Raw genomic sequence first — 20228 nt, forward strand, 5'->3', positions numbered from 1 at the left:
TATGCCTACCGTGCGGGACATCAGGGCAACCGCTGGCGAGGAACCGATCACGATGTTGACAGCCTACGATGCGCCCACGGCGTCGATCGTGGACGAGGCCGGCGTCGACATCATTCTCGTCGGCGACAGCCTCGGCAACACTACTCTGGGTCACGAGAACACGCTCCCGGTGACCGTCGACGATATGGCCCGGCACACCGGCGCGGTCGCGCGTGCGACCGACGACGCGCTCGTCGTCGCCGACATGCCGTTCCTCTCGATCGGCGTCGACGAAGCGGCCAGTATCGAGAACGCCGGACGGATGCTCAAGGAGGAGGACGCACACGCGGTCAAACTCGAGTGCGGTCCCCACACCGTCGATCTCACCGAAAAACTGGTCGAGCTCGGAATCCCCGTGATGGCCCACCTCGGGCTGACGCCCCAGCACGTCAACCAGTACGGCGGCTACCCGCGACAAGGAACGGAGCAGGCGGCCGCGGAACGCATCCTCGAACTGGCTCAGGCGCACGCGGATGCCGGGGCGTTCTCGCTCGTCCTCGAGCACGTGCCGTCGAACCTCGCGGCCGATGTGACGGCGGCGCTGGATATTCCGACGATCGGGATCGGTGCCGGTCCTGACTGTGACGGACAGGTCCTCGTGGTCGACGACGCGGTCGGACTCAGCGAGTGGTCGCCATCGTTCTCGAAACAGTTCGGGAACGTCCGTCGGGAGATGGAATCCGCCGTCGGAGAGTACGTGTCGGCGGTCGAGTCCGGCGAGTTCCCCGCCGAGGAACACAGCCACGAAGAGGGCGATCTCGAAGACATCTACTGAGCGGTCGACGCTCGACACGGTGTAGGTGACTCCCGCACGGGGCGGGGATCGATATCTGAGAGGGGGCGCAGGTTCCGACTACGTCCCGTTCGCGACGATGGTCCGATTCCCCGACATATTAGGGCAATAATACCACATATAATCATAAGCCACACACAGTGGCAGTATTTATATGTCGTGGTAGAGTGTGTCGAGACACAGCGCGGAGGATCACACCATTTCAGAATCTTCGAGCCACACGCCCGGCGAGCGGGGGTGGGCCGCCGATCGGTCGTCGCGGCTACAGCACGTCACCGTCGAGCAGGAGGACGTGGCCGTCTGTACAATGTTTCCGAAAGAGATCGACGAGGACGTGATGTCGACGAAATGGATCACCGCGACCACCGATTCGTTCGTCCCCCTCGAGCAACGCAGGTAGCACCGACGTTCGGGGATCCCGACGACGACGCTACCCTGGCGCTCGCTTTCTCAGTACCAGTCCCGGCCTCGTTCGCTGTCGACTTCCGCGAGAAATTCGTCGACGACATCGTTGAACGCTGCTGGCCGCTCGACCATCGCCAGATGTGCGGCGTCCTCGATCTCGGCGAGTCCCCCACCGTCGATTTCTTCGGCGAGGTATTCGTGGAACCACGGCGGCGTGAGTTGGTCGTGTTCTCCGTACACTGCCAATGCGGGAGTGTCGATCTCGGCGACGCGGTCGCGGACGTCGAACTCGTGGCAGGTCAGGAAATCCCGGCGCGTGACCGCCTGTCCGCACTCGCGCATCCGCTCCACCGACCGCTCTCGCTGATCCGGGTCGGGGTCGTGGAAGAGCCGGTCCGGTCCGTGGAGGAACTCGACCGCCTGATCGAAGTCCGACTTGAGCCACGTCAGCAGATCCTCGAGCACGCCGAGTCGGGCACCGGTCCCCGTCAGGACGACCGCTTCGGGATCGTACTCGCGCTCGAGGAGGATCTGGAGGACCACGGCACCGCCGAGGGAGCTTCCGACGAGGACCTCCGCGTCGGTCGCCTCGACGACGGCCAGGACGTCGTCGGCGTACGCGGACAACGCCGAGTAGCCGGCGCTCGCATCGATATCGTCCGAGTCGCCGTGGCCGCTGAGATCGATCAGAGCGATCGGCGCCTGATCTGCGAGCGCTCGCTGCCCCTCCCAGACGTCGCGCGACCCACCGCTCCCGTGAATACAGCAGATCGGCGGCCCGTCGTGACCTCGATCGACGACCTCGTACGCCGTTTCCCGGCCGTGATGTGATACCGTTTCCATGTCGAACGACACGACCGGAACGGTGATAAAGACTCGATTCGGCGGAGCCCGGGAGACGCCACCAACGGGAATATAACTGTCCCGGCCCACTATTGCGGTACCGTCTCGGACGAGTATTCGCGGTGATCCTACTGTGAACCACGAACAATCAACTCTCTACCGATACACCGCCTTCATGCGGTATTTCGTCGAAAGGTTTATATAGTGTCGGCGCTAACTTTGGGTTAGTTACAGCATGACTCTCGAACAATTCACCCCCGAAGAGGGGCAGGTGGCCCGACGGTACGAATACGACGACAGCACGGTGATGGCTGTCGACTTCGGTACCGAGGAGGCCGACGCGTCGGTCGACGTCGTCGACGACACGGTTATCGTCGTCCTCGCCGACGACCAGTACGAAATCGAACTCCCTGACGATATCGAGAACGCGCACACGTTTATGAAAAACGGAGTTCTCACTGTCGAACTGGAGGAGGAACTATGAAACTCACTGTCAAACCACTCAAACAGAAGGACGCGGGCCGCGGGCTGGCCGCGATCGACCGCGTCTCCATGAACGAACTCGACCTCGAGAACGGGGACTACATCGTCATCAAGGGCAAGGGCGACAACCAGGCCGTCGCCCGCGTCTGGCCCGGCTACCCCGAAGACGAAGGACGCGGAATCGTCCGCATCGACGGCCGCCTGCGACAGGAGGCCGACGTCGGGATCGACGACAACGTGTCCATCGAACCCGCCGACGTCAAACCCGCCAACTCGGTCACCGTGGCGCTTCCCCAGAACCTGCGCATCCGCGGCGACATCGGCCCGCTCGTGCGGGACAAGCTGAGCGGGCAGGCGGTCACGGAGGGCCAGACGGTCCCGTTCTCGCTCTCCTTCGGGCCCATGGCCAGCTCCGGCCAGTCCGTCCCGCTGAAGATCGCGGGTACCTCGCCGTCGGGCACCGTCGTCATCACGGACTCGACGAGCATCGAGATCTCGGAGACCCCCGCCGAACAGGTCGAATCCGGCGGCGGCGCCTCCGCAGAGGGCGTCCCGAACGTCGCCTACGAGGACATCGGCGGCTTGGACGAGGAACTCGACCAGGTCCGCGAGATGATCGAGCTGCCGATGCGCCACCCCGAACTGTTCCAACAGCTCGGGATCGAGCCGCCGAAGGGCGTCCTCCTGCACGGCCCGCCGGGCACGGGGAAGACCCTGATGGCCAAGGCCGTCGCCAACGAGATCGACGCCCACTTCGAGACCATCTCCGGGCCGGAGATCATGTCGAAGTACTACGGCGAGTCCGAAGAACAGCTCCGTGAAGTCTTCGAGGAAGCCGAGGAGAACGCCCCCTCGATCATCTTCATCGACGAGCTCGACTCCATCGCGGCCAAACGCGAGGAAGCCGGCGGTGACGTGGAACGACGCGTCGTCGCCCAGCTGCTCAGCCTGATGGACGGTCTCGAGGAACGAGGCCGCGTCACGGTCATCGCCGCGACCAACCGGGTCGACGCGATCGATCCCGCGCTCCGTCGCGGCGGTCGCTTCGACCGCGAGATCGAGATCGGCGTCCCCGACAAGGAGGGCCGCAAGGAGATCCTGCAGGTCCACACCCGCGGGATGCCCCTCGACGAGGGCATCGACCTCGATCAGTACGCCGAGAGCACGCACGGCTTCGTCGGTGCCGACCTCGAGTCGCTGGCCCGCGAGAGCGCGATGAACGCGCTCCGTCGCATCCGCCCCGAACTCGACCTCGAGTCCGAGGAGATCGACGCCGACGTGCTCGACTCGCTCGAGGTCACCGAACGCGACTTCAAGGAGGCGCTCAAGGGCATCCAGCCCTCCGCGATGCGCGAGGTCTTCGTCGAAGTCCCCGACGTCACCTGGAACGACGTCGGTGGGCTGGGGGATACCAAAGAGCAGCTCCGCGAGACGATCCAGTGGCCCCTGGACTACCCCGAAGTGTTCGAGCAGATGGACATGCAGGCCGCCAAGGGCGTCCTCATGTACGGCCCGCCGGGCACGGGGAAGACCCTGCTCGCGAAGGCCGTCGCCAACGAGGCTCAGTCGAACTTCATCTCGATCAAGGGCCCCGAGCTGCTGAACAAGTACGTCGGCGAGTCCGAGAAGGGCGTTCGCGAGGTCTTCGAAAAGGCGCGGTCGAACGCACCGACCGTGATCTTCTTCGACGAGATCGACTCGATCGCGGGCGAACGCGGCCAGCGCCAGGGTGACTCCGGCGTCGGCGAACGCGTCGTCTCCCAGCTCCTGACCGAGCTCGACGGCCTCGAGGAACTCGAGGACGTCGTCGTGGTCGCCACGACCAACCGCCCGGACCTCATCGACAGCGCCCTGCTCCGTCCCGGCCGGCTCGACCGACACGTCCACGTGCCGGTCCCCGACGAGGACGCGCGCAAGGCGATCTTCGAGGTCCACACCCGCAACAAGCCCCTGGCCGAGTCGGTCGACCTCGAGTGGCTCGCGGGCGAAACGGATGGCTACGTCGGTGCCGACATCGAGGCCGTCTGTCGCGAAGCGTCGATGGCAGCCAGCCGCGAGTTCATCAACTCGGTCGATCCCGACGACATGGACGACACCATCGGCAACGTTCGCATTAGCCGCGACCACTTCGAACACGCGCTCGGCGAGGTCAACCCGAGCGTCTCCCCCGACACCCGTGAGCAGTACGAGGAGCTCGAAGACGAGTTCCAGCGGGCCGAACCCGGACAGGACGAACAGCTCGGACGCACCTTCCAGTAAGGTCTGCGTCCGCGGCAGCGACCGGCGTTGCCACCGTTCGCGTTCCGCCTCCGACCGCTCACTTCATTTTTCGACCGCCGTACGGTTCGCATATCGTTGGTAGTAGTCTTCCTACTAGCAGCTTCGAACTCGAGTACCACGGGTCGATAGTCGAAGACGGACCGATCGCAGAGAAGCGAGTCCGCTCGGTCGATAGATCGCGGACCGATCCGTACGTATCACATAAGTGACTGCCGAAGGAATCCGTTCGGTTCGGGCTCGCGTATCAGTGGGCGATGTCCGCCGGCTCGAGGTCCGCGAGAACTTCGTCGGCGTGGCCGTCGGGCGAAACACCCTCGTAGACCGCCTCGATCCGTCCGTCCGGACCGACGACGTATGTGTTCCGGAAGACGCCGTCGAAGGTGTTCCCGAACATGCGTTTCTCACCGTAAGACTCGTAGAGCGTCGCGACTTCCCCGAACTCGTCCGAGAGCAGATCGAACTCGAGGTCGTAGTCGGCCGCGAAATCCGCGATGTCGTCGACGGGGTCGTCGCTGATGCCGACGACTGCGGCGTCGAGATCGTCGAGTTTCGGGAGCGCATCGTTGAACTCGCAGGCCTCGGTCGTACAGCCGTCCGTGTTGGCACGAGGATAGAAGTAGACGACGAGCCGCTGCCCGTCGAAATCGGAGCGGCGGACCGTCTCGCCGTGTTGGTTTTGCAGTTCGAACTCTGGTGCCTCGTCGCCGGCGTCGAGCATGAATGCGAGTTAGCGACGGGTAATGTATGCGTTACGGTTTCACACGACAGCTGTCCGCGGGGCCGAAACCGAGATCCGATCGCTTCACTCGAGCCGTTCGGCGGCCTCTCGCTCGAGGAGCGGGGCGGCGTTTGCTTCCGGCAGCGTGACCACGTCATCGCTCGACAGGGTGTACTCTCGATCGTCGACGCCGAGAATGGAGCCGATATCGGTGGTGATTCTGACGGTCGCCCGATCGACGTCGGCGGTCGGGTCGTGTGACTCGTCGGGTCCAGAGCCGTCACCTGGGTCCGGGACCGTCGAATCGGCGTCACGGTCCGTCCCCGTGGAGTTCGGTTGCGTCGGGTCCGCAGTATCGACGGCCCCGCCGTCCGTGGAACGGGGAGACGGTTCGTCGGTGTCCTCGATCGGTCGCTCGGACCCATCGGTTCGGCCGGTTTCGGTCGCGTCAGTCGTGCCGACCGACGGTCCGTCGCCGCCCATGACGTCCGCGGGAGAGACCCCGCTCGAGTCCGCTGATTCCGGTTCTGCCTCCGCCGGGGAATGGTCGCCCGGTGACGGCTCCTCGGGCGGTGCCGGCGGCGGGTCGTCCGAAGCCGTGGTATCCGCTGATGGGTGGCCGGGAACCGACTCGGGGTCACCGCGTGTCTCGGCCGAGGCGGGATCGGAGCCGGCCGTCGAATCCGCGTTCGCATCCGGCCCGGCGACCGGATCCGCGACGCCCTCGAGCACGTCCAGCACGCGGCTCTTGTTCGAGCTAATGCGGTCGACGAGGTCGTCGAAGAGGTCGGATTCTTCGGCGGTGAGGCCCTCGTCGTCGGCCGGCATGCCGGCCGCGGCGAGGCTGGCCTGCTTGACGAGTTTCCCCATCCGGCGCTCGTAGATCGCTTCGACGACGTCCTTGGCGGTCTCGATCTCGTCGGTCAGCTGCCCGACCTCGGGCTCGGAAAAGGGATCCTCGGCCTGCTCGGCCACGCGGTCGCGTTCGTCCTCGAGATCGGCGATGTACTCGCCGACCTCCTGATAGAACGAGGGGCGCAGGTTCTGGAGGCTATCCTTCTGGCGCTCCTTGCTCTGGACCGAACGCAGTTCGTCTAGATTCATTGCTGTGCTCACTACCCGTCCCGACGGACGGTCATCGGAACTCCTGACCGGAGTGAACAGTCTCCGGGGTTGTAAACATATCGTCGTCGACGCGATAGAGTCCGACTCACGAGCGGCGGTCAGTCCGACGATCCGACGACTATCGGACGGTGAACGACCCCTCGAGGCCGAGCGTCTGGTGGGGAGCACAGTAGTAGCGATACTCGCCCGGCTCCTCGAACGTGTGGCCGTGTTCGTACCCCTCGTCGTAGGTATCAGACGCCGTTCCCGGCGTTCCCTTCCAGTCCGACCCCTCGGGTTTCGCACGGACACGGAGGTTGTGTCCCGAGTCCATCCAGATCCAGTGAACGGTTTCGCCCGCGTCGATTTCGAAGGACTCCGGATCGAACTGGAACCCGTCGGGAGCGACCTCGACGACCTGTGACGGTGCTTGCTCGAGCGGTGGGGTAATCTCCGTGTCGTCCGAATCCGTCCCCCCTCCATCGTCGGTCTCGTTCTCGGACGGGTCGGAGGGCGGATCCGTTTCCTCACTATTGCCGCCGGTTGCGGTCTCGGCGTCGTCGCTCGAGACGTCGTCCGAGTCCGGCCCCCAGGGATTGGTCAAACAGCCGGAGATACCGACCGCGAGCGCGCTCGCGGTCGTTGATAGCAGTGTTCGTCTGCTTCTGCTCGAATCGACCGATCGGGGACGGTCTCGGAGACCGTCGCCGTCGGTACCGTCTCCGTTCGGTTCGATACTCGAGCCGTTGTCGTCGATGCCCATCTCGTGATCTGTCATGCGTTCCTCACTGGTTCGGCGGGTCGATCGGGGGCTTCCGTGTCGGCGGCTGTGAACGCAACGTCCGCGAGTATCGGCCCTGCGTGGACGACTCCCGTGAGCGCGAACATCCAGGACCGGCTCTCGAGCGGAAACGCCGCCCACGCGACGAGGACGATGACGGCCAGCAGGCACCCGGCGAGATACGCCAGTCGGGTGCGGTCGACGGCGACGATTCCCATCGCCAGATAGCCGATCGCGTAGACCCCGATCCAGGGGTGCCAGAGCGCATATCTCGCCAGCGATTCCGGAAAAAGGCCGGTGACGACGGCGGCGTTGCTCGTCATCGCGATGGCGACGAGGACTCCCCACAACCAGAACGGCGGCCCGTACGTGACAGCGCGCGAGCCGGCTCCGAGGATTACCCCCGCAATCGTTATCGTCGCCAGCAGCCAGAACAGGAGCACGAGTACCGCTCCCTCGACGCCGACCGTTCCGAGGGAACGACCGGGATTCCAGGCGACGTACTGTGTCACGCTCCATCCCGAGAGCCCGACGATCGCGACGATTCCGAGCACCTGATCCACGGTCAGTCCGTCGTGGAGCGTCGAATCGACCGTCCCCGGTTCGGCGGTCGTCATCGGTCACCCGTCGGCGAGGCGCTTCTCGAGTCGTCGCCAGTGTCAGTTCCGGAGCTCGCATCGCGCTCGTATTCGTACGTCCCGGCGTACTCGGCGGCTGTCACGGTGATCTCCTCCAGGGGTTCGTCGCCGACGTCCATCCGTTCCTCGACGTGTTGACCCCATATACCGCCGTGTTTGATCACCTCGAGGTCGCCGCGAACGCACGTCTGACAGGAGAGCCGAAGCCCGTCCGATTCCTCGTGCGGCGGCAGGCTGAGCCGCCGCTGCTCCCTCGAGGCCGGCTCGTCCGTAGCTCCGTCTACCTCGACCGCACAGGTCCCACAGAGTCCGTTGCCGCTACAGTTCGCGACCTGCGTCATCTCGTTGTGCGGCGAGTAGCCGTCGGCACGCAGGAGGACGTCTCGCAACGTCACTCCCTCGTCACACTTGATCTCCCGGTCCCCGAATTGGACCGTCGGCATTCGCCGAAAGGACGGGCTCACACCGTTGTAGATCAGGTCGATCGACCGGGTCATCCAGCAGCCCGCATATTTCCCTGCGGACGCTTCGGTGAGAACGAACTCGTACGTTCGATCTCCTGCCGGATGGCGCGCAAGCACCGTCAGGGTGGCCCGGTCCCCCTCGCGCTCGAGGGGGCCGCGTTCGATCGACTCCGCTGCGAGCAAGCGGTCATGTATCGGCCCCGACAGTGTCGCCCCGAACGTCTCGAGGGAGCCGTGACGGGCTCGAAACTCGGGACTCGCGAAATCGAACAGCGTTCGCACCGCAGGCGATACCGGGTCGCTCGATCCATCATCAGCGTCCGTCTCGGCGGCCTCGAGAATCGATCCGATCTGTGCCCGAACGACCTGTTCCGGGGACAGGGACGGAGCCGGACCCGCTTTGGCGACTGTCCCGTCCTCGCCTGCGGCAGACCCGGGCTCTGTACCGTGTTCGGTGGCCGTCATTGCGTCGCACCTCGTGACGGTCCCCGTGAAACCGATGATTCACGGACCGTGAACTGCTCGAGACGGCGCTCGAGATCGGTCGCGGTCGAGGACAACCAATCGAGTCGGTTCTGAATCTCGTCGGCGATCGTCTGTTGTTCCGCAGCCGCTCTCGCTGCTGTCGACGCTTCAGTCGCGGTCTCCGCACTGATCTCCCGAATCGCTTCGACCGACTCGAGGACGTCAACCGTTCGGGCCGCTTGCGTGTCGGTGGCCTCGTCGATCGCGTCGATCTCGTTCGACGTCGCTCTGACGACCGATTCGACGTCCTCGAGCGCGCCGAGCGCCCCCTCGATCGGTTCCGCACTGCGTTCGATCGCCGCACGCGTCTCCGTGATCTCCGAGACGGCGGCGGCAGTCTGGGATTCGATACCATCTACGATGCGTTCGATATCCGTCGCTGCGCCGTCGGTATCGGCTGCGAGTTTCTTGATCTGTCGAGTCAACCGCTTGGATATCTCGCCGTCGCCGTCACGTGACGCCTCGATCTGGGTGTTGTTCGCCAGATGGCTCGTTCTCCTCGTCATCTCCGAGATGAGATCGGTTATCTCGCCGATCTCGCCGACGAGTTCCGAGAGCGCCTCCATCTCCTCGACCGAACGATCCGTCCGCGCACGAATCTCCGTGAGCTGCTCGAGTGCGTCTTCGGCTGCGGCAGCCCCTTCTCGTGTCGTGCTGGCGGCACGCTCCGAGCGCCTCGCGACGGTAACGGTTTCGGCGGCGATCGCATCGACGCTGTCGGCGAGCGTCTCCATCGCTTCCGCCGTTCCCTCGAGACGGGAGTGCTGGCGGTCGACACCATCACTGATCGACGCCGTCGAGTCGGTCACCGCCATCGCAGACTGATGGACCTGACCGGCGTGGTCGGTCGTTTCGGCGGCGGCTGCCGTGAGCCGCTGACTGTAGGTCCTGATCTCGGCGACCATCGTCTCCGTTTCGTCCATCATCGCGTTGAAATTCGTCGCCAGGGCTTCGAACTGCGGAATCCCGGTTTCCGTCTCCATCCGGCGAGTGAGGTCACCGCGACGACAGGCGGCGAGCGTCTGCGACTGGCTCGTCGCGACCGTCGCGAGTTCCCTGTTCAACGATTCGACGGTCTCTACCTGGGTCGCGAGCTCGTCTCGGAGTTCGGCGACCCGCCAGGAGAGTTGTCCGATTTCGTCCCGTCGCGTCGTCGAAAATTCGGTTCCGTGCGTTCCCTTCTCGACGATGGTCCGCGTCCATCCGTCGAGTTCCCGGAGGCCGCCGACCACCGACTGGCGGACGACTGCCAGCGTCACGACCTGTCCGGCGAGCAGGACGACCAGCGTGAGAACGCCGCCCCGGTAGACGACCTGCGCGCCCTCGAACGTCGTTACGAACCGTGTCGTTAGCTGCCAGATTGCGGTGGCGACGAGAACGGTAGTGAGTAGCGCCATCGCGACGCCGACGACTGCCAGTTTTCCGGTAATGCTTCGCCGCGGATCGAGTTGCCGAGCGAGCGTCGTCCCACGTTGTTCGACCCACGACCGAACGAGTACCGTATCCATACGACCACTGCAGACATATCGGTAAAGAGGATTGTGCGGATTGTCACCCAAATTCGACGGAATTTCGCCACAACTAGTGGGGCTCTGCGCCGTAATCAACCGGGTCGGATTACTCCTTTTCCTTCTCCGCTCGACCGCGTGCCATCAGGAATACGGCGACGTACTCGGGAAGCGATTGGGCGCCCTCGGACACCGAAAACGTATTTCCGTTCAGCTCGACCTCACCGCCGTCGCTCACGTCGACGGTAATCTCGTGGCCGACGAAGGTCTCCGGGACGGCGTCGACCAGGGGATCGAAGTCGGCGATCTCGTCGCGCTCGAGGCGGACCGTCTTCAACCCGCTCCCGCCGTGCAGACTGCCCGGGAGTCGAATCAGTCGGTTCGTGTCCGTCGTGACCGGTTCGTCGATCGGCGCGTTGTCCCGCTCGACGGCCGTGCTCGCGAACCGTTCGGCCAGCTGCGCGACCGCGGTGTGGACCGTGACGTTGCCCGCCTCGAGTTCCTCGCGGTTGTTGCGGGCCGCGTTGAGGGTCGCCGTCGCTTTCCCCTCGCCGATGCCGTCGAACTCCTGAAGGCGCTCTAAGGCCGCATCTTCGTCCATCTCGAGCAACTCGTCGACGAACCCCATGAAGTGGTCGTGCGTCCGAGCGCCCCAGCCGCCTTCGATCTGCAGCGTTCGGCGTTCCGTCGGGGTCTTCCGTCCGAGTCCGGCGACGGTCTCGGTCTCGATCAGGTCGTCGAACTCGAGGCCGATGCCGCGGACGTAGTCGACGATCTCGCGGCGGTGCTCCCGCTCGAGGTGCAAGACGTTCTCGTCGCGGACGTGGACGTGATAGCCGCGGCCGCCCGAGAAGACGATCTCGAGGTCCTCGAAGGCGAAGTCGTCGGTGAGGAAGTCGAGCAGCCGATAGAGGGCGTCCTTACACTTCGCGAGCATCTCCCCGTAACTGTCCTCGCCGAGCGTGACGCTCGGGAGGTGGTCCGCGTCGAGGTCGAAGACGAGATCGGCGGACTGCCAGTCCTTCTCGTTCATCGAGCTCGCGCCGGGGTCGCGAAAGCGCCCCGCGGAGAAGTAGACGTGTCGCGGGCGTTTTCGGACGAGGAATTCCGAGAGATCGCCCAGCTCGAGCAGCGAACGGTGGCGGACCATCGTCGTGTCCGGTCCCTCGGTCCAGGGGATGAATCCCCACTCGCGTTCGTTCGCCGCGGGCGGCGGCGTGAGCTCAGTCCGCCGATAGTAGTCCCGAAATCTCCCGCGGAGGTAGGCCCTCGTTCGCTCTTCCATACGCTTCGCCTACTCATCGTGGGTCGGGTATAATTGTATTGGACTGACGGTGTGAGTCCGGACGGGACCGACGGGTCGACGACGGTTATCCGTCGGCGCTCCGCTCCATGGGTCCGTCGACCGTGACGAAGCCGTCACCGCGCAAGATCCGTTCGACTCGGCCGTGCCAGGCCTCGGCGAAGGCCGCGCGTTCGTCCGCGGTCGCCTCGCCGTCGATTAGCGACGGGAGGTGCCGTGTGGCCGGTCCGGCATCCGGGATTTTCGAGATATCGTACGTGACGCGGACCGTCTCGTCCGTATCGGTTCGCGTGAGTTCGTACGTGATGCCCTCCGTGCCGATGGCACCGAACCGCAGCAGGTCCGTCCGGCCGCCGTGGCCTCCGGCCAGACCGCCGAAGCCGTCCTCGCCGGCGGCACCCGTCACGTACGAGATCAGTCGCGACGTGACGCCGTAACTCGGGTCCGTTCGTGGCCCACCCGCGAGCACGGCGACCTCGCCGCGGACCGGGAGGTCGTCCGGATAGAGTGCCTCGAGTCCGTCCTTGACAATGCGGTACGCGCCCGCAGCCGTGGGACAGGAGTGACCGGCTATTTTCACGACGTCCCTGTACGTGACGACGAACGGGTCGCCGGGATCGAGAACGGCCAGCGCTTCGGCGACGGGGTCTCGCAGTCGGATCGGCTCGATGTCGGTGTAGTCGACGGTCCAGTTCGTTCGGTCGGTTTCGTGGGTCGATTGAGTCATTGTCGGATCTGTGATCGCAGTGGTCGTCGTCAGTACCGCAGCAGCCGCATCCCGTTGAGGATGACCAGTAGCACGCTTCCGATGTGGACGAGCATGCCGCCCGCCATGTGGACGTAACCCGCGAAGACGCCGACCAGCAGCAGGGCGACCGTCGCCACGGCGACGGCGACGTTCTCGAAGATGTTCCAGCGGGTCGCCTTGCTGAGCGTCACGGCGTACGGAATGCGCGTCAGGTCGTCGGCCATCAGCGCCATGTCCGCCGTCTCGATCGCGGTGTCGGTTCCGGCGGCACCCATCGCGATGCCGACGTCGGCGGTCGCCAGCGAGGGTGCGTCGTTGATTCCGTCGCCGACCATCGCCACGACGTAGCCCTCGGCCTGAAACGACCGGATGGCGTCCTGTTTCTCCTCGGGAAGCAGTGCCGCCCGGTAGTCGTCAATGTCGACCGTTTCGGCGACGCTGCGTGCCGTTCGCTCGTTGTCACCGGTCAGCATCACCGTGCGGACGCCGGCGTCGTTCAGCGCCGCCACGACGCCGGCCGCGGCGGGACGGAGTTCGTCCCGGAGCGAAACGATGCCGACGACGTCCCCGTCGAGAACGACGTGAACCGCAGTCTCACCGGATGCCTCGCGTTCGCGAAGGCGGTCGGCGATCCGGGTCGGAACGTCGATATCACGATCCTCGAGGAGCGCGCGGTTGCCGACGAGGATCCGACGGCCGTCGTACCGGGCGACGACGCCTTTCCCGGCGACGACTTCGAACTCGTCGGGGTCGGGAATCGTCGGCCGTTCGACGACCGCGCCGCCCTCGGTGCGGTGCTCCGACGAGGGTCGTCTCACGACGGTCGACTCACCGCCGTCAGTGGCGTGGGCAGTACCGGCTCCGTCACCCGCCCCGGCAGCCTCGAGAACGGCCTCCGCGAGGTGGTGTTCGCTCCTCTTCTCCGCGATGGCCGCGTAGCGGAGCACCTCGTCGTCGGCGGTACCGAACCCCTCGACGTGCGAAACGGTCGTCTCGCCTCTCGTCAGGGTCCCGGTCTTGTCGAACGCGACGAGGTCGATCTTGCCGGCCGTCTCGAGGTGCTCGCCGCCTTTCATGAGCACGCCCGAGCGCGCGGCGTTGCCGATGGCGCTGACGATGCTGACCGGCGGGCCGATGACGAGCGCCCCGGGACAGCCGATGACGAGCAGCGTCAGCGACACAATGGCGTTCCCGGTACTCGCGTACGTCCCGACCGCCAGCACGACGATCGCGGGCGTGTAGTATTTCGCGAAGCGCTCGATGATCGTCTCCGTCGGCGCTTTCGCTTCCTGGGCCTCCTCGACCCTGCGGACGATCCGCTCGAGCGTCGTGTCCGAGCCGGTGTCGGTGGCGACGACCTCGAGTGCGCCCTCGTGGTTGACCGTCCCGGCGTAGACCTCGTCGCCGGCCGATTTGTGGACGGGCGCGCTTTCGCCGGTGACGGGGGCCTGATCGATCGCGCTTTCTCCATCGACGACTTCGCCGTCGACGGGGACCGTCGCGCCGGGTTTGACGATCACGATCTCGCCCGTTTCGACCTCGCGAGCCGGCACCTCGAGGTCTCGACCGTTCCGACGAACGATCGCCGTGTCCGGGGTCATCTCGAGTAGCTCCCGGAGCGCGTTTCGGGTCTTGCTCATCGTCCGCGCCTCGAGGTAGTTCCCGAGCGCGAACAGGAAGACGACGGCGCCGGCCTCCCAGTACTCGCCGATGTAGACCGCGCCGATCGCGGCCAGTGTGACGAGGGTGTTGATGCCGACGGTGCCGCTACGTAGCGTGTAGTAGGCTTTCTTCGCGACGTCGTATCCGCCGACGACCGCCGCGAGGACCACGAGCGCCGCGCTTCCCTGATCGAGGTCGTGGACGTAGCCGAGGCTCCAGCCACCCGCGAGGAGCAGGCCGCTGGCGGCGACGATGGCCGGTTGTCGGTGGTTCCGGACGTACCGTTTAGCGCTCACTAACCGTCACCGTGCCTGGGGCGTGTACCCCTGATTCGAGATCGTTCGTTCGAAGACGTCGGGATCGACGGTGCCCTCGTCGTACTCGATTTCGACGCGTCCGGTCGTGTAGTGGACCTCGACGCGCTCGACGCCGTCCGTTTTCGAAAGAGATCGTTCGACGTTGCTCGCACACGTCGGGCAGTCGAAGTCGGTCACGCGGTATTCTTCGATTCGGGTCATTGCGTCTCGAATAGGCCTACGAACCCCGTCTACAAATATATCACTCAAATGATTTGTTTGAGTTCCATCACGGTCGATTCCACCGGTGAAACGACTCGTCTAGACGGTCGTGCGGTCTGAGCGACTTATATCGGTCGCGGCCCAACGGCCGGGTAACCGATGCCCGAATTCACGTCTGACGTGACGATCGAAGACATCGCGGTCCGGGACACGAACGTCTCGAGCGCCGTCGACGAACCGGTCCGTGCGATGATCCTCGACATGCTCGCCGAAGAGTCCCTCTCCGTGACGGAGATCGACGATGACCTGGAAGGACGGGGCTACGACCGGACGCTCAATACGGTTCGCCACCACGTCAACGAACTCCGCGACGCGGGCCTCGTCGAGGTCGCCCGTCTCGAAGAGCACAACGGCGGGACGACCAAGTACTACCGTGCGAACACGATCGTTCTCTCGTACGCACTTCCCGACGACGCGCGGGACGATATCGCGGAAATGGCCCACGGGCTCGCACCCGAGGTGTCCGCTCTCGTGGCGGACCTCGAAGCGGAGTACGGGGAGACTATAGATCGGATCGCCGACGAGATGGCGCCCTGTGCGCACTGTCGAAGCCAGAAGTACGAAACGTACCTGCTGCTGACGGTTCTCCGTCGAGCGTTCGTCGAGGGAACCGTCCGGAACGAGAGGGACGACCCACCGACTCGGTGAGAGGTGCCGAGACCACGAACCGCTCGTTACCGACGAATCAGATCCGAAATCCGGTCGGCGATGCCGACGTCTGCCCCGAGTTTCAGGTAGTATGCGTCGCCGCCGTCCTCGTAGTAGTCGTCGATCCGGCGCTTGATCTCGAAGCCGAGGTGTTCGTAGAACTGGAGCGCGTTCTCGTTGCTCGTCCGCGCGTGGCACGTGATCGTGTCGTGATCGTCCGCGACGTGGGCGACGAGGCGCTTGCCGATATCGTTCCCGCGGAACTCCGGATCGACCGCCAGAAAGAGAATGTACCCGTCGCGTCGAACCGCGGCGAACCCGATGAGGTCTCCGTCCTGAACGTAACAGTGCACTTTCGACCGACGATAGGCGTCAGTAAAGAAGTCGTACCGCTGCTTGAGCACACCCTCCTGTCGATTTATCTCCTCCTTCAGCTGCCAGGCCTCGTCGACGAAGTCGTCGCTCCCCGGCGCGACGACGCGACTGTCGATGTTGACGCTCACTACCACGACCTACCATCGTCGTCAATATAATTCCACCGGCAGTCGACGCTGCGGAACGTCAGACGCGATCGACATGTTCGAGACGATTTATACTAGTCACTGCAACTATTTACACACTGATCGCACAGCTGTCGTGCGATCAGGTGTGCATCGACTTGCAGTGCGACTATATCTGCAATCGGACCGCTCAGAGAGACCATCGGTCCTGAAACGACGGACATAGGGACTCGGCCCGACAAGGAACCGCCAAATGGGGTTCGAACTACGCGATCACACCGCCGACGTGGCAGTGTCGGCGACCGGCAACTCGCTCGAGGCGACTGTCGCGGCGGTGGCCGACGGGCTCGGGGCCGCCTCGTGCGACGACATACCGGCCGAGACGGGCGACCGCTTTTCGCTCACCGTGACGGCCGAGAACCGGGAGGCGCTGTTGTTCGATTACCTCGACGAACTGATCTACCTGCGGGACGTTCGAGCGGAACTGCCCGTCGACCATCGGGTCGACTCGATCGAAACGCGCGGGTCGGAAGACGACTCGACCGGGTCCGACGGATCTACCGAGTGGCACCTCGAGGCGAGCGCTCGCGGCGTTCCCCTCGCCGAGATCGACGCCCGAGAGGTGAAGGCGGTGACGTACTCGGAGATGCGCCTCGAGCGAACTGAGGAGGGGGAATGGGAGGCGTACGTCGTCTTCGACGTATAGGGCCGCCAGTGGAGTGGTCAGCGAGTACACGAGGACAATGTCGCCGGCCGACCAGTTTTCACCGTACCGGGCTTATTTGGGAGCGATGCGTGATACGCTACGGACACGTGTGCGTCTCGTCGGAGCGACGATGGCCGTTTCGATCGCCCTGCTCGTGGCCGTGGAGTCCGCGCTCGCACACGAGGAGTACGTCGTCGACGGGGAGCGCGACGTAGCTGTCGGTGAATTCCTCGCCGAGTCGCTCACCGATCCCTTCGTCGTCGGTCCGCTGTTGGCGGGTGCGGTGCTCGTTCTCGTCGGTATCGCGGGGTATCTGGTCGTTCCGCCGGTGGAGCGGGACGTCGGGGCCTTCCGGGCCGCCATGGGAGAGTATCGGTCGTACGTTCCCTGGCTCCTCCGGATCTCCTTTGGTATTCCACTGATCGGTGCCGGGTTCGGCGGCTATTTCATCAGCCCCGCAGTGCACGTTCAGGCACGACTCCTGCAGGTCGCGCTCGGGTTCCTGCTGCTGTTCGGGTTCGCGACACGTGTCGTCGCGCTGCTGACGCTCGGGTGCTACCTGATCGGCGTTGTAGTCCGGCCGATCCTCCTGTTACAGCTCGAGTTCGTCGGCGGTATGCTCGCCATCGCACTGATCGGGAGCGGTCGACCGAGTGCGGATCACGTCCTCCAGCGGGTCGCCGGCACACCGGGGACGCTCTACGGACGACTCGACATCGTACACGATCGCGCCCGCGTATTCCAGGAGCGGATCCGCGAGTATCGCACGTTGGTACCGACGATCGTTCGTCTCGGTCTCGGCAGTACGTTCGTCTCCCTCGGGTTGGGCCAGAAGATTCTACGGCCCGGTATCGGGCTCGCCGTCGTCGACAAGTACGAGTTGACGACGGTCGTCCCAGCCAGCCCGGAACTGTGGGTGCTCGGTGCGGGACTGGCCGAGATCGGACTGGGTCTCGCGCTGGTAGGAGGGTTCTTTACCCGTGCGAGCGCGGCATCGGCGATCGGCGTGTTCTCGCTCACGCTCTTCGCTCTGCCCGACGATCCCGTCCTCGCCCACGTCGGACTCTTCGGACTGGCGTCCGTGCTACTCATCACCGGAAGCGGCCCCTACGCCATCGATCGTCGTCTCGAGCCCGTCGAGACGGAGGAACCCGCAGACGCAGTCCCCGAAGCCGCGTAACCCTCGTGCGATTCGCCACTGTGAGTGAGTGTCGAAGGGAGCGGCGAGACGAACACCTTTCATCACTGCGGTCCGAATTTCGCGTATGACCACCTTCGACGCCAACGGCATCACGCTCGAGCGGGTACGCGAGTACGTCTGGGAGATTCCACAGGAGGGCGACATGCGCGTCCCCGCACGGGTACTGGCGAGCGAGGCGTTGCTCGAGGAGATCGAGGACGACAAGACACTCGAACAGATCAAGAACACGACCCATCTGCCCGGAATTACCAAGTACGCTATCTGCATGCCGGACGGGCATCAGGGCTACGGCTTCCCGGTCGGCGGGGTCGGCGCGCTCGACGCCGAAAACGGCTGTATTTCGCCGGGAGCGGTCGGCTACGACATCAATTGCGGCGTCCGAATGATGCGGACGAACCTGACCTACGACGAGGTGCAGGGTCACGAGGAGGAACTCGTCGACTCCCTCTTCGCCAACATTCCATCGGGGCTCGGCGGCGGCGGCATCGTCGAAGCCGGCGTCGACACCATCGACGAGATCCTCGCCCGCGGCGTCGACTGGGCGCTCGAGAACGGCCACGCCGTCGAGGACGACCTCCTGCACTGCGAGGACGAGGGCATGCGCGAGGGCGCGGACCCGGACAAAGTGAGCCAGAAAGCCAAGGACCGCGGGAAGAACCAGATCGGCTCGCTCGGGTCGGGGAACCACTTCCTCGAGGTGCAACGCGTGACCGACGTCTTCGATTCGGCCGTGGGCGAGGCCTACGGGCTCGAAGAGGACCAGATCGTCGTGTTGATTCACTGCGGTTCCCGTGGACTGGGCCACCAGACCTGCAACGACTACCTGCGGAAGATCGAGCAGCAACACAAGGGCTTGCTGGACCAGTTGCCAGACAAAGAACTCGCGGCAGCGCCAGCGGGCTCGCAGCTCGCCGAGGACTACTACGGCGCGATGAACGCGGCGATCAACTTCGCGTGGGTCAACCGCCAGCTGATCATGCACCGGACCCGACAGGTCTTCGAGCGCGTGTTCGATCGCTCCTGGGAGGTGATGGAGATGGAGTTACTCTACGACGTGGCCCACAATATCGCCAAGAAGGAAACGCACACGGTGAACGACGAGGGCGACGAGCGCGAACTCTACGTCCACCGGAAGGGTGCCACGCGGGCGTTCCCCGCCGGCCACCCCGAGGTACCGAACGCCTACCGCGACGTCGGCCAGCCGGTGATCATCCCCGGCAGCATGGGTGCCGGCAGCTACGTTCTCCGGGGCGGCGAGAACTCGATGAACCTGACATTCGGCTCCACGGCCCACGGTGCGGGCCGCCTGATGAGCCGTACGCAGGCGAAAAACGAGTTCTGGGGCGGCGACGTCCAGCAGGACCTCGAGGACCAGCAGGCGATCTACGTCAAGGCCCAGTCCGGCGCCACGATCGCCGAGGAAGCGCCGGGCGTCTACAAGGACGTCGACGAGGTCGTCCGCGTCTCGGACGAACTCGGCATCGGCGACAGGGTCGCGCGGACGTTCCCCGTGTGTAACATCAAGGGGTGATCGGGGTTCGTCCATCACGTAGGACCAGCAGAAGAGTCATATATTGTTGTCGGAAATTCGACGTATGCGCGTCAGTGCCGACGACGGTCGTCTTTCGCTTCCGGAATCGGTTCAGGAACGGTTCGGCGAGGAGTTCGAACTCATCGAGCGCTCCGACCGGCTGGTACTCGTCCCGGTTCCCGATGACCCCCTCGAGGCACTCCGAGAAGCGGCCACTGGAAGTGACAAAACGGTAGCGGAACTCGAAGAAGACGCACTGGACGAGGCACTCGAAGAAGCCGGTCGGTGACGAACCCCATTATGGCCCTCTGAAGTCGGGTCACGATAGCGACCCTGAGCGGATCGAATCGGAAGAGAGGGACCGGTCGTCGTCGTATCCGAGCGCTATTTCAATCGATACGGACTTTCGTCGTCCTCCCCGTCACCGTCGTCGTCACCGTCCTCGTACGGTTTTCGCGCAGTGATCGTCACGGTCGCTTCCGGGTCGTCCTCGTCGGCCCACGGGCTGTCGTAGGCCGAAATCTCGAGGTCAGTGACGTCCCATCCCTCCTTCTCGATGAGTTCCACGAGGCGACGCTGGTCCGCGAGCATGTCCTCGTCCATGGCTCGTCGTTCGAGCGTGGTCGGTGTAGGTCTTCCGCCGGCCGGTCAATGAGCGACGCTGCACGTTACTCCGGTCCGGCGATTCACCGACATCGATGACTTCCTCGACGACGCGCTCGATGTCGAAATCGTCCGTCTCCTCGAGCGTGTGCCCGAGCGTGAACTCG

General features: G+C 64.7%; 22 protein-coding genes. 9 read left to right on the forward strand and 13 right to left on the reverse strand.

Features of this window, described 5'->3' with window-relative positions; all coding sequences use genetic code 11:
- Nucleotide 1 precedes the first annotated feature (1 nt).
- Both panB and LDB05_RS06755 read left to right on the forward strand, forming a co-directional pair.
- Nucleotides 2-814 carry a 3-methyl-2-oxobutanoate hydroxymethyltransferase gene (panB, locus tag LDB05_RS06750; RefSeq protein ID WP_226007160.1) on the forward strand — a complete coding sequence of 271 codons (813 nt, stop codon included), beginning with the start codon at nt 2-4 and terminating at the stop codon, nt 812-814.
- Nucleotides 815-1001: 187 nt separating this feature from the next.
- Entirely contained in the window at nt 1002-1232 is a 231-nt protein-coding gene (locus LDB05_RS06755) for a DUF7511 domain-containing protein (RefSeq protein WP_226007161.1), read from the forward strand.
- Between the two features lie 50 nt (nt 1233-1282).
- Here LDB05_RS06755 and LDB05_RS06760 read toward each other — a convergent pair whose 3' ends face one another.
- Nucleotides 1283-2080 carry an alpha/beta fold hydrolase gene (locus tag LDB05_RS06760; protein ID WP_226007162.1) on the reverse strand — a complete coding sequence of 266 codons (798 nt, stop codon included), beginning with the start codon at nt 2078-2080 and terminating at the stop codon, nt 1283-1285.
- Nucleotides 2081-2315: 235 nt separating this feature from the next.
- Between LDB05_RS06760 and LDB05_RS06765 the strand changes: the two genes are divergently transcribed.
- Together LDB05_RS06765 and LDB05_RS06770 are read left to right on the forward strand one after the other, a co-directional pair.
- On the forward strand, nt 2316-2564 hold the full coding sequence (locus LDB05_RS06765) for a DUF7127 family protein (RefSeq protein ID WP_226007163.1): 249 nt from the start codon (nt 2316-2318) through the stop codon (nt 2562-2564).
- Complete coding sequence (locus LDB05_RS06770; protein WP_226007164.1) at nt 2561-4822, forward strand: CDC48 family AAA ATPase; 2262 nt, start codon at nt 2561-2563, stop codon at nt 4820-4822. Before LDB05_RS06765 ends, LDB05_RS06770 begins: the two co-directional genes overlap by 4 nt.
- Nucleotides 4823-5087: 265 nt before the next feature.
- On the opposite strand, the gene bcp is transcribed toward LDB05_RS06770, so the two are convergent.
- The 10 genes from bcp to LDB05_RS06820 form a co-directional block, all read right to left on the reverse strand.
- Nucleotides 5088-5561 (reverse strand): thioredoxin-dependent thiol peroxidase, encoded by a 474-nt coding sequence (gene bcp / locus LDB05_RS06775; protein ID WP_226007165.1) that lies wholly within the window; start codon nt 5559-5561, stop codon nt 5088-5090.
- Between the two features lie 84 nt (nt 5562-5645).
- On the reverse strand, nt 5646-6665 hold the full coding sequence (locus tag LDB05_RS06780) for a DNA replication complex subunit Gins51 (protein ID WP_226007879.1): 1020 nt from the start codon (nt 6663-6665) through the stop codon (nt 5646-5648).
- 139 nt (nt 6666-6804) lie between these two features.
- On the reverse strand, nt 6805-7443 hold the full coding sequence (locus tag LDB05_RS06785) for a plastocyanin/azurin family copper-binding protein (protein WP_226007166.1): 639 nt from the start codon (nt 7441-7443) through the stop codon (nt 6805-6807).
- Nucleotides 7440-8063: a hypothetical protein gene (locus tag LDB05_RS06790; protein ID WP_226007167.1), complete on the reverse strand. Its 624-nt coding sequence runs from the start codon at nt 8061-8063 to the stop codon at nt 7440-7442. The genes LDB05_RS06785 and LDB05_RS06790 overlap by 4 nt, the downstream gene beginning before the upstream one ends.
- Nucleotides 8060-9013 (reverse strand): 2Fe-2S iron-sulfur cluster-binding protein, encoded by a 954-nt coding sequence (locus LDB05_RS23480; protein WP_343232909.1) that lies wholly within the window; start codon nt 9011-9013, stop codon nt 8060-8062. Before LDB05_RS23480 ends, LDB05_RS06790 begins: the two co-directional genes overlap by 4 nt.
- Nucleotides 9010-10581, reverse strand: coding sequence for a methyl-accepting chemotaxis protein (locus LDB05_RS06800; RefSeq protein WP_226007168.1), 1572 nt, complete (start codon nt 10579-10581; stop codon nt 9010-9012). The genes LDB05_RS23480 and LDB05_RS06800 overlap by 4 nt, the downstream gene beginning before the upstream one ends.
- Before the next feature lie 109 nt (nt 10582-10690).
- Nucleotides 10691-11866: a DNA primase small subunit PriS gene (priS, locus tag LDB05_RS06805; RefSeq protein ID WP_226007169.1), complete on the reverse strand. Its 1176-nt coding sequence runs from the start codon at nt 11864-11866 to the stop codon at nt 10691-10693.
- Nucleotides 11867-11951: 85 nt separating this feature from the next.
- Nucleotides 11952-12611: a hypothetical protein gene (locus tag LDB05_RS06810; protein WP_226007170.1), complete on the reverse strand. Its 660-nt coding sequence runs from the start codon at nt 12609-12611 to the stop codon at nt 11952-11954.
- Nucleotides 12612-12640: 29 nt separating this feature from the next.
- A complete protein-coding gene (locus LDB05_RS06815) occupies nt 12641-14590 on the reverse strand; it encodes a heavy metal translocating P-type ATPase (RefSeq protein ID WP_226007171.1) in 1950 nt (649 codons plus the stop codon).
- 6 nt (nt 14591-14596) lie between these two features.
- The gene (locus tag LDB05_RS06820) at nt 14597-14812 is read right to left on the reverse strand and encodes a heavy-metal-associated domain-containing protein (protein WP_226007172.1); all 216 of its coding nucleotides are present in this window, start codon (nt 14810-14812) and stop codon (nt 14597-14599) included.
- 159 nt (nt 14813-14971) lie between these two features.
- Here LDB05_RS06820 and LDB05_RS06825 point away from each other — a divergent pair, with 159 nt between their 5' ends.
- Nucleotides 14972-15520, forward strand: coding sequence for a winged helix-turn-helix domain-containing protein (locus LDB05_RS06825; RefSeq protein ID WP_226007173.1), 549 nt, complete (start codon nt 14972-14974; stop codon nt 15518-15520).
- 26 nt (nt 15521-15546) lie between these two features.
- Here the strand turns inward: LDB05_RS06825 and LDB05_RS06830 are convergent, their stop codons facing one another.
- The gene (locus LDB05_RS06830; protein WP_226007174.1) at nt 15547-16023 is read right to left on the reverse strand and encodes a GNAT family N-acetyltransferase; all 477 of its coding nucleotides are present in this window, start codon (nt 16021-16023) and stop codon (nt 15547-15549) included.
- A gap of 250 nt (nt 16024-16273) precedes the next feature.
- Between LDB05_RS06830 and LDB05_RS06835 the strand changes: the two genes are divergently transcribed.
- The 4 genes from LDB05_RS06835 (at nt 16274) to LDB05_RS06850 (ending at nt 19747) form a co-directional block, all read left to right on the forward strand.
- The gene (locus LDB05_RS06835) at nt 16274-16726 is read left to right on the forward strand and encodes an archease (RefSeq protein ID WP_226007175.1); all 453 of its coding nucleotides are present in this window, start codon (nt 16274-16276) and stop codon (nt 16724-16726) included.
- 85 nt (nt 16727-16811) lie between these two features.
- Nucleotides 16812-17906, forward strand: coding sequence for a DoxX family protein (locus LDB05_RS06840; RefSeq protein WP_226007176.1), 1095 nt, complete (start codon nt 16812-16814; stop codon nt 17904-17906).
- Nucleotides 17907-17991: 85 nt separating this feature from the next.
- Entirely contained in the window at nt 17992-19458 is a 1467-nt protein-coding gene (locus LDB05_RS06845) for an RtcB family protein (protein ID WP_226007177.1), read from the forward strand.
- A gap of 64 nt (nt 19459-19522) precedes the next feature.
- Nucleotides 19523-19747: an AbrB/MazE/SpoVT family DNA-binding domain-containing protein gene (locus tag LDB05_RS06850; protein ID WP_226007178.1), complete on the forward strand. Its 225-nt coding sequence runs from the start codon at nt 19523-19525 to the stop codon at nt 19745-19747.
- Between the two features lie 95 nt (nt 19748-19842).
- Here the strand turns inward: LDB05_RS06850 and LDB05_RS06855 are convergent, their stop codons facing one another.
- The gene (locus tag LDB05_RS06855; RefSeq protein WP_226007179.1) at nt 19843-20061 is read right to left on the reverse strand and encodes a hypothetical protein; all 219 of its coding nucleotides are present in this window, start codon (nt 20059-20061) and stop codon (nt 19843-19845) included.
- Nucleotides 20062-20228 lie beyond the last annotated feature (167 nt).

Origin of the sequence: Natrinema salinisoli (genome assembly GCF_020405205.1) — an archaeon.
Taxonomy (GTDB): domain Archaea; phylum Halobacteriota; class Halobacteria; order Halobacteriales; family Natrialbaceae; genus Natrinema; species Natrinema salinisoli.